We start from the raw sequence: 14,037 nt of genomic DNA, 5'->3' as shown, positions 1-14,037 counted from the left end.
GTCTAAATGAAACCGTGGCGGCTATCATCGGCGGCCACCATGGCAAGCCGCAAAGTGGCGATCAGAGAGAGCAACTGGACGTATTTACGGCAAATTATTATCAAGCTGATACGGATAAAGAAACGCAGCAGCCGTGGAAAGACGTTCAAAATGAACTGATTGCCTATGGCTTGGAATTAGCTGGCTACAGCGACATCAGCGAAGTGCCAGCAGTCAATCAACCTGAAGCAGTGATCTTGGAGGGCCTGCTGATCATGGCTGACTGGCTGGCCTCCAGTACCTGCTTAAACAATGATCCAAACAAGCCAATGTTTAATCTGATTGGCCTGGATCAAGGCTTTAACGACGTAGATATGACCGCCCGCTACCAAGGCGCTATTTCTACTTGGGCGGTCAATGATGCTTGGATCCCGGAAGAAGTAAACGATGCTAATGGTTATTACCAACAGCATTTTGGCTTTAAGCCGCGGCAAATCCAATCCGTTATGGAAGAGCAAATAAAGGAAACAATTGATCCTGGATTGGTGATCATCGAAGCCGAAATGGGAATTGGCAAGACGGAAATTGCACTTACAGCTGCTGAGCAGCTGGCCTATGCAACAGGCCGGACAGGGATATATATTGGCTTGCCAACTCAGGCAACTACTAACGCAATGTTTGATCGGGTGGAGAAATGGCTGACAGAAATTGCCGAAATTGACGGCAGCAAGTTAGATATTAAGCTGCTGCACGGAAAATCGAGCTGGAATTCCCGCTATACCAGCCTGCCGCGGGCGGAAGATATCGAATCAGAAGAAACCGATGAGGGTGCAGTTACCGTCAACTCCTGGTTCTCCGGTAAAAAGTCCATTTTGGCCGATTTTGCCGTTGGGACCATTGATAACCTGCTATTGATGGGTCTCAAGCAAAAGCACTTGTTCTTGAGACACCTTGGCTTCAGCAACAAGGTTGTCATTATCGACGAGGTTCACGCCTACGACATGTACATGAGCAGCTATTTGCTGAAAGCTTTGGAGTGGCTGGGCGCGTACCATGTTCCAGTGATAATTCTGTCAGCCACCTTGCCGAAGGAAAAGCGTAATGAGCTGATCAAACACTATGGCAAGGGAAAATATGTCCGATTTAAAAAAGTTTTACAAGCGGAGGAAGGCTGGGAAAACAACCAAGCTTATCCACTACTAAGCATTTTGGACGGCAAAAATCTGCGTCAGTATGCAGACTTTGGATTGAAGACAGAAGCAAAAGAGCTGCAGGTCAGCTACATCAATGATGATCCGGTTAGTGTCTTAGCCAAGGTTAAGGAACAAATCAAAGATGGTGGGATTGCCGGCATTATTGTAAACACGGTCAAACGGGCACAAGAATTTGCCAAGCTGGTAGACCCTAGCCAGCAATGCCTGGTTCTGCACTCAGCCTTTTTGGCCTCGGACCGGACTGAGCTGGAGGATAAGCTGCAGAAGATGATCGGGAAAAACGGCGAGCGGCCAGAAAAAATGATTGTTATCGGGACGCAAGTCCTGGAACAGTCATTGGACATTGATTTTGATGTCCTGTTTACGGATATCGCACCGATCGACTTGCTGCTACAAAGGGCGGGGCGCTTGCATCGGCATAAAATTTCTCGCCCTGCTGGTCTCCAGCAGCGCCAGCTGTATGTTATGAAGCCAGATGCTGATGACTACGGCCCGGCCAATGAAGCAGTTTACGAGAAGTACTACCTGCAGAAGACGGAACACTTTTTACCGGAAAAGGTGCTGCTTCCTAATGATATTTCCAGCTTGGTGCAGCTGGTTTATGACGAAGCAACGGATGACCAGGTCGCCGATTTGGATGAGGCTAAGGACAAGTGGCGGAAAGACAGCCAGCTCGAAATGAGTAAAGCTGGCAGCTTCCAGATCAATGCTCCGATTTATCCAAGAAAAGACGACAATCTTCGGGATGAAATGTGGGTTGAACAGTTAACGATCCACCGCTGGCTGGACCGGGACAAGGGTAGTCTGGATGACAACCAGGCTTCAGCTGCAGTTCGTGATATCCGTGAAAGCATTGAAGTTATTTTGCTTAAGGAAATTTCCGGCGAGTATTACTTGATGAATGGCAAGAAAGTATCTGAAGTTGATGACGAAGCTATAGCTCAAGAAGTAATTCGCCTTCCCAATTCGGTAACGCCAGATATTGAGCAGGCAATCAACAAGTTGGAAGAGGAGACAGCTCGCAGATTCCCGGATTGGCAGAACAGTTCCTGGCTGAAAGGATCATTGGCTTTAGTACTTGGCGAGAATGCAAAAGGAAACTTTAATGGCTACGACTTATGTTATTCAGCTAAGACTGGATTGAGCTATGAAAAGGAGGTTGATAATTAATTATGGAAAGTTTCAACTTAACGACCGAACCCTGGATCAAGGTCTTGGATGGCAAGACTAATTCCGAGCAAATGGTTTCGATCAAGGAACTCCTGCAGAACGCGGCAGACTACCGGCAATTGGCCGGAGAGATGCACGCGCAGGATTTGGCAGTTTTGCGCCTGCTGGAAGCAATTTTGATGACGGTTTATACCAGAGTTGATCAAGATGGAGAAGCCTACGAGTGGGTCACACTTAATGACAAGATGCACGTGCAGTCAGACGATGATGAAATTGACAGCTTCACTTTGCTGCAAATTCTCACTGAAACCTGGCTGAGTCTCTATAAGGCGGGGCAGTTTTCCGATGCGGTTTTTGACTACTTGGACAAGAACAAGGATCTTTTTGACTTCTTCGGTGACCGGCCATTTTACCAGGTCACGGCCGAACAATATGACCGCTTTGTGCCGGACAACAAAAAGATCGCCAAGGGCTCGGGGACAGTTGATCTGATGCAGATCAACCGCTTGATTTCACAAAGTGGCAACTCTGTAGCAATCTTCGCGCCTAAGAGTGCTAACCGTAAGAACAAGATGACCCTGGATGAACTGGTCCGCTGGATAATTACTTATCAGAATTTTACAGGGGTAACTGATAAGACCAAGGTTAAGGCTAAAGAGAAAATGTCAAATTCCCGCGGCTGGCTGTATACTTTGAACCCGGTATACGCTCAAGGGAAAAATCTCTTTGAGACCTTGATGTTGAACCTGCTGCTTTTCAACCCAAATAAACCGGCATATGTTCAGCAACGGCCGGTTTGGGAAGAAGACCTGGGTGAATATGTCAAGAAGCGGCTTTCACAGGTCAAGCCGGACAACTTTGCCGAGACTTATACGGTTTGGTCAAGACTGCTGCATATCGAATGGCAAGATGGCACGCCAACTGTTTTCAGCGCTGGCCTGCCAGCTTTCGACAGCGCTAACGCCTATAACATTGAGCCGATGAGCACTTGGCGGAGAAATCAAAAGGATGGAAATTATTATCCAGCAACTCGTCAGCTGAGCAGCATCGACATCGCGATGTGGCGCAACTTTGGCCAATACATTGACATTGAAGGCCGGGATGAATCAAAAGAACCGCTCACGGTTGCCTGGCTGAACTATCTGAAGAGCAAGAAGATTGTCTTAAATAATCAGATGGTCAACCTGCACACGTCAGGAATCATCAGCAATGGCGGCGCGACTTCCTTGATGCCTGCGGCTGAATTTGATGACAATTTGCGGATTGAAGCCGATGTTTTGTTTGACGAAACGGAAGACCGTAAAAACGCCTGGCCAGAGCGAATTGAGCACATGGTTGACTTGAGCCAAAAGGTCGGCCGGAAATATTACGGTTTCTTGATGGAAATTGGCCGGATCCGCTTTGGCTCGCAAGGCGCTGCTGATTTTGCAGGCAGAAAGAGTCAGATGTTTTATGACAACTTGAACGAGCCCTTTGAAAATTGGCTGTCTGGCTTGACCGGGGGAGATGATCGGGATGAGAAGCAAGAAACTTGGGAAAAGGAACTGCGGCGCGTCGCGCTGAAGACTTTGAGCGAATTCTTGGAAATCATTGCCCCACGGGACATCTCTGGGACAAATGACGTGCAAAGCAATATTTTTATTGCAGCCAACAAATACCGGGCTGGGATCAATAAGGTAATGAATGAAGGAAAGAAGTAGAAAGGAAAGGTGACTGTGATGGCAAATGAAATTGAAAATGTGACTGAACGGATTATCCGCCAGTTGTACAACAACGGTAATACCGACAAAGCTTCGCTCTCGGCTTTACGGTCCGCGTCAACGATTGACGGCTACCGGGCACAAAAAGTCTGGCCAGTTTTTTTAAGCAATCTTGATGAAAACTGGTTGAGCAAAGACGGCAGGGCAACTAGAGTGGAAAATGCAATTTTTGCGGCAGTCAGAATGTACGCTTTGCACCAGCAAGCATCAGATTACTGTGTTTTTGCTCGGAAGGTCTTTGTCAAGAAGACTGAAAAAAAGGAAAAGAAAGATAAAAATGATGTAAGTGGTTTGGAGTTGTTCGAGGCTTTGAACCATCTGAAGCAAAATGCTGATTCGCCAGAAGCACTGGACCGGCGGGTTCAAGCGTTGCTTGGAACAAGCAATTTTACCGCAGTAATCGATCAGTTGGTGCACTTGATGCAAATCATCAAGAGCAAGAAGAACAATGTTCAAATTGACTATGCCCGCTTAGCAGGTGACTTGTATAAGTTCCAGCTCGGCTACCGGCAGGCAAACGAAGTCCGTTTGCACTGGGGTGAGCAGTACTATCGTTCGTTTGGCAAGTCAAACGATAATAATTCAGCAGACAATAAGTAAGGAGAAAAATCATGACTAAGAATTTATACGTCGACATCAACGTTCTGCAAACTGTACCATCATCTAACATCAACCGCGACGACACTGGTGCTCCAAAGACGGCCTTTTACGGTGGCGTTACTCGGGCAAGAGTGTCATCCCAGTCCTGGAAGCGGGCAGTGAGAAAGGCCTTTGCTGAAGACGGCGCAAACATCGGCACCCGGACCAAGCGGGTTCCGCAAATGTTGGCGGCTAAGCTGCAGGACCTCGACTCAAGTTTGGATGAAGACGCGGCTATGAGCAAGGCAATTGATGCCTTGAAAGAAGGCGGGATCAAGGTTAACAAGGACAACGAAACCGGTGCCTTGTTGATGGTCAGCCCAGGGCAGATCTCCAAGCTGGCTGACTACGTTTGGGAAAATGAAAAGCTGGACAAGAAGGAGGTCAAGAAGATCCTGCTGGAGGGCAATTCTTTGGACCTGGCCCTGTTTGGCCGGATGGTTGCTGACAACCCGGAACTCAACGTTGATGCTTCAGCCCAAGTTGCCCACGCGATCTCAACTCATGAAATCATTCCTGAATACGACTACTTCACGGCTTTAGACGATCTGCAGGAAAAGGAAAAGAGCGGCGCGGCCTTGATTCAGACGACGCAATACGATTCAGCAACTCTTTACCGCTATGCCAACATCAACATGGCCGAACTTGGCTACAACTTGGGTGGCGAAGACGCAGTTGCCGGCGCTTTGACTTTTATCAAGGATTTTGCTCTGTCAATGCCAACTGGCAAGCAAAACTCCTTTGCCAACAAGACTCTGCCAAACTACGTGATGGTGACTGTGCGTGATGACACTCCAGTAAACCTGGTTTCAGCCTTTGAAGAACCTGTGGTTGCCAAGGCTGGCGAAGGTTACATGAAAGGTTCAGTCAAGAAGCTGGAAAAGGAATTCAGCGACTCACTGCAGTTTGTTGATCAGCCATTGGCAACGGTTGCGGTTGGCAAGTATGCAACGACTGTTGGTGAACAGGCGGGTAACTTGCAGGATCTTTTGAATAAGTTGCAAGACGTCTTGGAGAAGGCGGTAGAAAATGAAGACCTTAACGATTAGACTGACTGCCCCACTTCAGTCTTATGGCAATGAGGCCAGCTTTGAGCGGCGGACCACCTGGCCGGCGCCGTCGAAGAGCGCGGTGATCGGAATGATTGCCGCCGCGCTTGGGATGCGGCGGGAGGATGAGCGGATCAAGTCCTTGAATGATCTGCTTTTCGCGGTCCGGATCGATCAAGTTGGCAAAGTGATGACTGAATTCCAGACGGTTGAATGGAAAAAAGAAACCCGTAAACTGACTTACCGGGACCATTATCAAGACGCGGTTTATGTTGCAGCGGTTGGCAGCGAAGATGAAGATTTGATTGAAAAGATTGAGTATGTGTTGAAACACCCCCGCTTTCAGCTTTACCTGGGCCGCCGGGCTTGTCCGCCGGCCGGTGTTTTGCAAATTGAAAGCTTCGAGGCAGCCAATCCAGTTGAAGTATTGGAAAAAATGCCTTGGCAGGCAGAGAAGTGGTATCAAAAGAAGCGGCGCTGGCAGTCAGAGTATACAGCAGAAATTATTGCTGATGCCAATCTGTTGCCAGATGCTGCCTTCACGCAAACTATGAAAGACCGGGTAGAAAGTTTTGACCCGCAGAACCGGCGTTTTGGCTTCCGATTAACTGCTAAGGAAAGAATCAGTTTAAAAAATCCATGTTATAAGGATTCTCCCGACATTATGGATTACTTGTAAAGGAGTCGTGGGATGTATTTATCAAGAGTTGAGGTCGATTCAAAAAATCGGCAGAAAATAAAAAATTTGTCTCATCTCGGAGCTTACCATAATTGGGTTGAGCGGTCTTTTCCGCAGGAAATTTCCAGTGGTGAACGCCTGCGGCATTTATGGCGGCTGGACACCTTGAACGGAAAGCATTATTTGCTTGTACTGAGTCCTGAAAAACCAAATTTACAGGAACTGGAAAGATACGGCAAGCCGGGAACAGCAATCTGCAAGGATTACGAACCATTTTTAAACAGGTTACAAGAAGGCCAACTGCTTCAATTTAAACTGACGGCTAATCCAGTTCGCCGCGGCGGCAAAAGCAGCTCCCATCCTGGAAGCATAATTCCATGTTTTGCGATCGATGCACAGATGAAATGGTTGCAAGACAAGGCAAAGCTCAATGGCTTTGAGCTCGTATCCGCGGATGTGGCAGGGCATGATCGTCCACTTTTGCGTAAGCAAAAGCATGTTTCTTTGAACAGAACTGTATTTGAAGGAAAACTGAAAATCAGTAATTTGGATCAGTTTAAGAATGCACTGACAGCAGGCATTGGCCGGGAAAAGGCTTTTGGCATGGGATTGATGACAGTTATTCCGGTTGACTAAAAATGAAAGTAGAAGCAAGCTACAAGAAACCTGACCTCACAGAATTGGGACGCACGGAGGATAGAATAACATTCCTCTACATTGAACATGCTAAGCTGTACCGGAAAGACGGTGCTGTTGAGGTTAGAGATGAAGAGGGAATTGTTTATGTTCCAGCTGCGGTGATCAGTGTTTTGTTGCTGGGACCTGGCGTTGATGTGACCCACCGTGCAATGGAATTGATGGGAGACTCAGGCATGGCAGTGGTTTGGGTTGGTGAGCAAGGCGTACGGCAATATGCTCATGGCCGAGCGCTTAACCGCTCTTCAAGGCTTTTGGAAGCACAGGCAAGATTGGTATCCAATGTTCGTTCGCGGGTAGCGGTGGCTAGAAAAATGTATCAGCTTCGTTTCCCCGATGAAGACGTTAGCAAATTAACGATGGAAGAATTGAGAGGAAAAGAAGGTGCCAGAGTACGCCGAGTATACCGTGAACAGTCAAAGAAGACAGGGGTAAAGTGGTCCAAGAGAGAATACAAAGTAGACGATTTTGATTCTGGAACCCCAATCAATAAAGCACTGACGGCTGCACACCAAGCACTGTATGGCTTAAGCTATAGCGTAATAGTTGCTTTAGGCGCATCTCCAGGATTAGGCTTTGTGCACACGGGACATGACTTAGCATTTGTATATGATTTTGCGGATCTGTACAAGGCTGATATTTCTATTCCGATCGCTTTTGAAACGGTAGCAAAGTATGGAGATGATGATATCGCCAGCCGTACCAGACACGCAATGCGAGATAAGTTCCGTGAGACCAAACTGATCAAACAGATGGTTGTAGATTTGAAACACCTGCTGTTAGGCGATGCTGATCAAGATCAAGACGTAGAAGTCATGAATCTTTGGGATGATAAATTAGGACTGCAAAAATTTGGCGTGCAGTACCATGAACAGCAAAGTGATAAAGAATGATAGTCATAACCTTAACTAAAACTCCTCCCGCTCTTAGGGGGGATTTGACCAGATGGTGCCAGGAAATTCAAACAGGGGTCTATGTTGGTGATGTCAGTGCCAGGGTTAGAGACAAATTGTGGGATAGAGTCCAAACCAACATTGGCAATGGTGAAGCAACTCTCGTATATAACACCAATAATGAGCAGGGGTATGCCTTTAAGACGACCCGCAAATCAAGGCAAGTGATTGACTTGGATGGGATGCTCTTTGTAAAGCATGTTGTCAACCAGGAAACTGTAGATCATGGTTTTAGCAACGCTGCTAAATTTCATAAAGCGCACAAGGCTGAAAGAATGAGGGCTTCTGCAGTTGCTGCAAAGCAAAAAGAATTTGTCGCGGTTGACATTGAAACGACAGGACTAAATACGGAAATTGATCAGATTTTGTCTATTGGTGCGGTGAAACACGATGGTACGGAATATTACCGATTGATCAAGCAAGACGTTGATGTGCCAAAACAGATAGTGGAGCTGACTGGGATAACTCCTGCAATATTGAAGAAGGAAGGCGTTCCGCTGCAAGATGCATTAGGAGAATTGGCTGATTTTGTTGGGGATATGCCAATCGTTGGATATAATTTTAGATTCGATTCTGCATTTTTGAATAGAGATTATCGGAAATTCGGGATGCAAGAATTGAGAAATGAGATTAAGGATTTGCTGCCAGTTGTAAAAAGAAAAGAAAAATTCCTGGACAACTATAAGCTGCAGACTGTATTATCAAACTATGGGATCGAAAATAAGATGCCACACAACGCTGTGTCTGATGCAAGGGCTACGAAGGAGCTGGCGATAAAACTAATCAAAAATCGCATTTTAGTGATTTGAGAATGGCGTCGCTAAAGGGATCCATTACTGTATTCCCCACGTAAGTGGGGGTGATCCTCTCCATGTCGTCCTCCTGTACCATTATGGTACGTATTCCCCACGTAAGTGGGGGTGATCCTGTCACGGTAGAGCTCACTCCGTTGCTCCCGATGTATTCCCCACGTAAGTGGGGGTGATCCTACGCCGCTGAAATCATCACCGAGCAACTTCAAGTATTCCCCACGTAAGTGGGGGTGATCCTATGCTCCTTTTGAGCCTGAACCCAGCGATTGAGTATTCCCCACGTAAGTGGGGGTGATCCTACCCCCCGTACCACTGTGTTAGTGTGCTAGCAGTATTCCCCACGTAAGTGGGGGTGATCCTGTCTCTGTCCATGGCTGCAGCGGCTAGTGCAAGTATTCCCCACGTAAGTGGGGGTGATCCCAGGTTAGTCTCAAACTTTTGCGTCTGTGGTTTGTATTCCCCACGTAAGTGGGGGTGATCCTCATCATCGTTATCACCCCATAAGTAAAAGCCAGTATTCCCCACGTAAGTGGGGGTGATCCTGTCATTAGTCATTTTTTGCATCCCCCTTAACTGTATTCCCCACGTAAGTGGGGGTGATCCTATTTCTTTAGCTCACGGGGCCAGGTTCCAAATGTATTCCCCACGTAAGTGGGGGTGATCCCGCAGCCTGGGAGGTTGCGTTTTTTTAATAGGTGTATTCCCCACGTAAGTGGGGGTGATCCTTCGGGACATCTGTAGAAGTCTGCCGGGACTATGTATTCCCCACGTAAGTGGGGGTGATCCTGTGGTTCATTGGTGATTTAGTAAAGTTAGCATGTATTCCCCACGTAAGTGGGGGTGATCCCCAAGTCTAAGGCCTGGGCCAGCTCTGCCGACTGTATTCCCCACGTAAGTGGGGGTGATCCCTCTGCTGCTGCCAGAGCTCAGATTTTCCAAAGGTATTCCCCACGTAAGTGGGGGTGATCCTTACCCACGTTGCATTGCCGCTTTTATCAACTTGTATTCCCCACGTAAGTGGGGGTGATCCTAACATCTTAATAAAGTAGAAATTATCCTGCTCGTATTCCCCACGTAAGTGGGGGTGATCCTATAGAGCTGCACGAGGTTGTCGTCGCCAAAACGTATTCCCCACGTAAGTGGGGGTGATCCTGTAATCCAGGAGGATCGACCTCTTGTTAAGGTGTATTCCCCACGTAAGTGGGGGTGATCCTTATGTGGGGTTATGGATCCGGATCAAACGGAAGTATTCCCCACGTAAGTGGGGGTGATCCTCATCAAGGCCATTCTTGAAAGACACGAAGGCAGTATTCCCCACGTAAGTGGGGGTGATCCTCTTGGCGCAAGCGGGTAAACTCGTTTACTTCAGTATTCCCCACGCAAGTGGGGGTGATCCCTCCCCCGTGACGCTCAACATGGACCAAATTTCGTATTCCCCACGCAAGTGGGGGTCCATAAGTTTCTATTAAAAGGCGAGCAAAGTTCACGAATCTCTGGTAGAGTAAGTAGTAGAAGAAAGAATGATGAGGAAAAATTATGAGTATTTACGGTAAATATGCTGCTTATCTTCCAGAAATTTTGGACGATACGTTAAAGCAAATTCAAGAAATTAGTCAAGAATACAGTGAAAAAACGGGACAAAAGCTTTACGAACACCTTGAAGGACGTGTCAAGGGCGAAGAAAGCATGACTCAAAAATGCCAAAAGAAGGGTCTCCCGCTGACGCCAGAATCAGCGCTGATTGAAAACCGTGATTCCATTGGCCTCAGAATCGTATGCAACTTTATTGACGACATTTATACTTGCATCGATCTATTAAAAAAGCAGGACAATTTTAAAATCATCAAGGAGAAGGACTACATCACCGATGCCAAGCCAAACGGCTACCGGTCTTACCACTTGATCATGGAAGTAGTTACTCCGTTTGAAGACGTCCACGGCAACAAGCCAGGCACGTATTATGTCGAAATCCAGCTGCGGACGATCGCGATGGATACCTGGGCCAGCCTGGAACACGAAATGAAGTACAAACACGATATCAAGAATCCTGAACGTATCAGCAAGGAACTCAAGAGAGTTGCTGACGAGCTGGCTTCCTGTGACGTTAGCCTGCAAACGATTCGCCAACTGATCAAGGAGGGATAATTTAATATGAAGATTCTTTTAGCAGAAGACGAAGCACAACTTAACAGAGTTCTCACGGTCGCCATGCAAAAAAGCGGCTATGACGTCGATTCAGTTTTTAACGGCCAAGAAGCCGTTGATGCAGTCAAGGAACACCCCTACGACGTCATCATCATGGACATCATGATGCCTGTAAAAAATGGCCTGGATGCCGTTAAAGAAATCCGGGCTACCGGGGACAAAACTTATATTATGATGCTGACGGCCAAGTCAGAAATCGATGACAAGGTAACCGGCCTGGATGTCGGTGCTGACGATTATCTGACCAAGCCGTTTTCTTTAAAGGAACTCCTGGCCCGGCTGCGGTCCAAGGAGCGGCGAAGTGACGAATACAGCAATCAGGAGCTGAATTACGACAACTTAAAGCTGGACCTTAACGCCCAGGAGCTGTCGAGCAACAATTCCATCAGCCTGTCCAAGCAGGAAACCGGCTTGATGCGCTACTTTTTGCTTAACCCAAATAAGGCGATCAGTACGGAGGAGCTTTTCAACCACGTTTGGAAGGATGAGGATGAAAGTGAAGACGTAGTCTGGGTTTACATTTCATTCTTGCGTTCTAAACTGGCTTCAATCGGCGCCAACGTCCGGATCACCGGTGAAAAGGGCGGAGAATTCTGCCTTGAGAGGGCCTAATCATGATAAAAAAAGTCAGGCGTCGCTTCATGTGGATAGCGACGCTATCTCTGTTTTTGGTAATGATCATCTCTTTTGCCAGCTTGATTGGCATCAGTGTTTTTGAATCCAGCCGGGAAGCTGACCAGGTTTTGTCGATCATCGTTAAAAACAACGGCCGCCTGGACGTGGTGCAGGCCAAGCAGAAGCTTGGTGACCAGTACAACCGGGAAGGAATGTTCAAATACAGGTATTTCACGGCCAACATCAACACCAAGACCCAAAAGATGAAGGTAATTGACGACGGTCACATTGTCGGCAACTCGATTTCCTCGGTGAACAACCGCACGAAGCAGCTGACTCTTCGCCTCAAGTCCGGGCAGATGAAGGGAACGATTCGCTCAAAAGGCATGCGTTTCCGCTATCTTGCTAAAAAGATTTCCGCCAACAAATACTATGTTTGTTTCATTGATTTGAGTCCGTTGATGCAGTCGACGATACTGCTGGCCAAGTACGCGCTGATCTTCACCTTCGGCGGAATTTTATTCTTCATAGTGATCATGGCTCTGTTGGCCGACCGGGCGGTGCAGCCGATCAAAGAAGCTTACGAGAAGCAGCGCCGCTTTATCACCAATGCCGGCCATGAACTGAAGACGCCGCTGGCCGTAATCAGCGCGAACGCTGAAATGGAAGAGATTCTGGGAAACGACGACGAATGGAACGAAAGCACCAAAGAACAAGTCGTGCGCATGACTGGTTTGATTAACCAGCTGATTACGCTGACCAGAATGAGCGAGCCGGAAGAAATCGTTCTTTCCAAGATCAATTTCTCGGAAACCGCAAAGCAGTCAGCGGAATCATTTAAATCCGTTTTGGCCAAAGACCACAAGAAGTATACGGTCAACATTGATCCTGACCTTTACGTCAATGCCGAGCAGCACAGTCTGCTGGAGCTGGTCAATATCTTGATTGACAACGCGCAAAAGTATTGTGATCCAGAAGGCGAAGTGACAGTCAACCTGACCAAGAGCCGCCTTAACCAAAACGCCGTTTTGACGGTTTCCAACTCGTACAAAAATGGCGCGGATGTTGATACCAACCGCTTCTTTGAACGTTTTTACCGGGAAGACGAATCGCACCATTACGATCATGAGAAAAAGTCTGGCTTCGGGATTGGCCTTTCAATGGCCCAGGACCTGGTGGCAACTTTTGGCGGCAAGATCAACGCCAATTGGTCGGATGGCGTGATGAATTTTACAGTCACATTCAAACGAGTTCACTAAAGAGCACACCCTCACGGGGTGCTTTTTAATATTTCGCAAAATCAAGCGCTTCATCAAGCAAGCAGGGGAAGATTATAGTAAAATATACTGGTTATAAAAAGCTGAGCCGGGCTCAGCAATCCCCAAAACAAAACTTAGTTGAGGAGAATTTATATGCAAGATATTTATATTGTTGCGGCCAAGAGAACTCCTTTCGGCCGTTACCACAAGCAGTTAGCCGACTTTTCCGCCATCGACCTGGGCCAAATCGCCCTGCGCGGAGCTTTGAAGGAGGCTAACCTGGACGCTGAAGCTTTAGATGCCCTCTTCATGGGCAACGTTTTGTCAGCCGGCCTGGGCCAGAACATGGCCCGGCAGGTGGCCTTAAACGCCGGAATGCGGCAAGACTCAGTTGCCGTATCAATCAACGAAGTCTGCGGGTCCAGCTTGAAGGCAGCCCGCCTGGCTGAAGCCCAAATGCTGATCGGCGACTTGGGCCTGGTAGCGGTCGGCGGCAGCGAAAGCATGTCCAACGCGCCAAAAGAAATCATGTTCAGCGACGGCCTGGTTGACTCATTCTCCGGCAAATCCATGGGGATCACCGCTGAAAACGTGGCTAAGCGTGACCACATCAGCCGCCAGGAAGCCGACTCTTTCAGCCTGTCCTCCCACCAAAAGGCGGTCAAGGCCCAGGCAGCAGGGCTTTTTGACGATGAAATCATTCAAATCGAAGAGCTGAAGCAGGACGAAAACGTCCGCCCGGATACTAGCATGGAAGCCTTAAGCGGCCTCAAGCCAGCCTTTACCGAGGACGGGACGGTTACTGCCGGCAACGCCTCACCGATTTCTGACGGTGCCAGCATGATCATCCTGGCTACGGCTGAAAAGGTGGAAGAATATCAGCTCAAGCCTCTGGCCAAGCTCGGCGCTTACGCCGAAGTCGGCTACGACCCGGAATTCATGGGTTACGGTCCATACTACGCCATCCGCAAGCTGCTGAGTGAAAACAAGCGGCAGGTGGCTGACTA

Annotated in this window: 12 protein-coding genes and 1 CRISPR repeat array; all 12 genes read left to right on the top strand. The window is 47.9% G+C overall.

Going from position 1 to position 14,037, the window contains the following annotated elements; all coding sequences use genetic code 11:
- Positions 1 to 2,363 (top strand): CRISPR-associated helicase Cas3' (gene cas3 / locus lacNas_RS07765; RefSeq protein WP_201336213.1); only part of this gene is annotated, 2,363 nt, incomplete at its 5' end.
- A 2-nt stretch (positions 2,364 to 2,365) separates the two neighbouring features.
- Positions 2,366 to 4,063 (top strand): type I-E CRISPR-associated protein Cse1/CasA, encoded by a 1,698-nt coding sequence (locus lacNas_RS07760; protein WP_201330636.1) that lies wholly within the window; start codon positions 2,366 to 2,368, stop codon positions 4,061 to 4,063.
- Positions 4,064 to 4,081: 18 nt separating this feature from the next.
- The gene (gene casB, locus lacNas_RS07755) at positions 4,082 to 4,723 is read left to right on the top strand and encodes a type I-E CRISPR-associated protein Cse2/CasB (RefSeq protein ID WP_201330635.1); all 642 of its coding nucleotides are present in this window, start codon (positions 4,082 to 4,084) and stop codon (positions 4,721 to 4,723) included.
- Between the two features lie 11 nt (positions 4,724 to 4,734).
- Positions 4,735 to 5,811, top strand: a complete 1,077-nt coding sequence (gene cas7e / locus lacNas_RS07750; RefSeq protein ID WP_201330634.1) for a type I-E CRISPR-associated protein Cas7/Cse4/CasC — start codon at positions 4,735 to 4,737, stop codon at positions 5,809 to 5,811.
- Entirely contained in the window at positions 5,792 to 6,490 is a 699-nt protein-coding gene (cas5e, locus tag lacNas_RS07745; RefSeq protein WP_201330633.1) for a type I-E CRISPR-associated protein Cas5/CasD, read from the top strand. The genes cas7e and cas5e overlap by 20 nt, the downstream gene beginning before the upstream one ends.
- Positions 6,491 to 6,502: 12 nt before the next feature.
- Entirely contained in the window at positions 6,503 to 7,126 is a 624-nt protein-coding gene (gene cas6e, locus lacNas_RS07740) for a type I-E CRISPR-associated protein Cas6/Cse3/CasE (protein WP_201330632.1), read from the top strand.
- A 2-nt stretch (positions 7,127 to 7,128) separates the two neighbouring features.
- A complete protein-coding gene (gene cas1e, locus lacNas_RS07735) occupies positions 7,129 to 8,079 on the top strand; it encodes a type I-E CRISPR-associated endonuclease Cas1e (RefSeq protein ID WP_201330631.1) in 951 nt (316 codons plus the stop codon).
- Positions 8,076 to 8,948, top strand: a complete 873-nt coding sequence (cas2e, locus tag lacNas_RS07730; RefSeq protein ID WP_201330630.1) for a type I-E CRISPR-associated endoribonuclease Cas2e — start codon at positions 8,076 to 8,078, stop codon at positions 8,946 to 8,948. Before cas1e ends, cas2e begins: the two co-directional genes overlap by 4 nt.
- A gap of 29 nt (positions 8,949 to 8,977) precedes the next feature.
- A CRISPR array of direct repeats spans positions 8,978 to 10,348; the repeat unit is 29 nt; unit sequence GTATTCCCCACGTAAGTGGGGGTGATCCT.
- Between the two features lie 139 nt (positions 10,349 to 10,487).
- Positions 10,488 to 11,096, top strand: coding sequence for a GTP pyrophosphokinase (locus tag lacNas_RS07725; RefSeq protein ID WP_201330629.1), 609 nt, complete (start codon positions 10,488 to 10,490; stop codon positions 11,094 to 11,096).
- 6 nt (positions 11,097 to 11,102) lie between these two features.
- On the top strand, positions 11,103 to 11,768 hold the full coding sequence (locus lacNas_RS07720; RefSeq protein WP_201330628.1) for a response regulator transcription factor: 666 nt from the start codon (positions 11,103 to 11,105) through the stop codon (positions 11,766 to 11,768).
- Positions 11,769 to 11,770: 2 nt separating this feature from the next.
- Positions 11,771 to 13,030, top strand: coding sequence for a sensor histidine kinase (locus lacNas_RS07715; RefSeq protein ID WP_201330627.1), 1,260 nt, complete (start codon positions 11,771 to 11,773; stop codon positions 13,028 to 13,030).
- 153 nt (positions 13,031 to 13,183) lie between these two features.
- The coding region (locus lacNas_RS07710; protein WP_201330626.1) for a thiolase family protein at positions 13,184 to 14,037 on the top strand (854 nt) is incomplete at its 3' end.

It is taken from the genome of Lactobacillus nasalidis (assembly GCF_016587775.1).
In the GTDB taxonomy this organism is placed as follows: domain Bacteria; phylum Bacillota; class Bacilli; order Lactobacillales; family Lactobacillaceae; genus Lactobacillus; species Lactobacillus nasalidis.
Note: the sequence above shows the minus strand (reverse complement) of the source record. Positions and strands in the feature narration are given on the sequence as shown.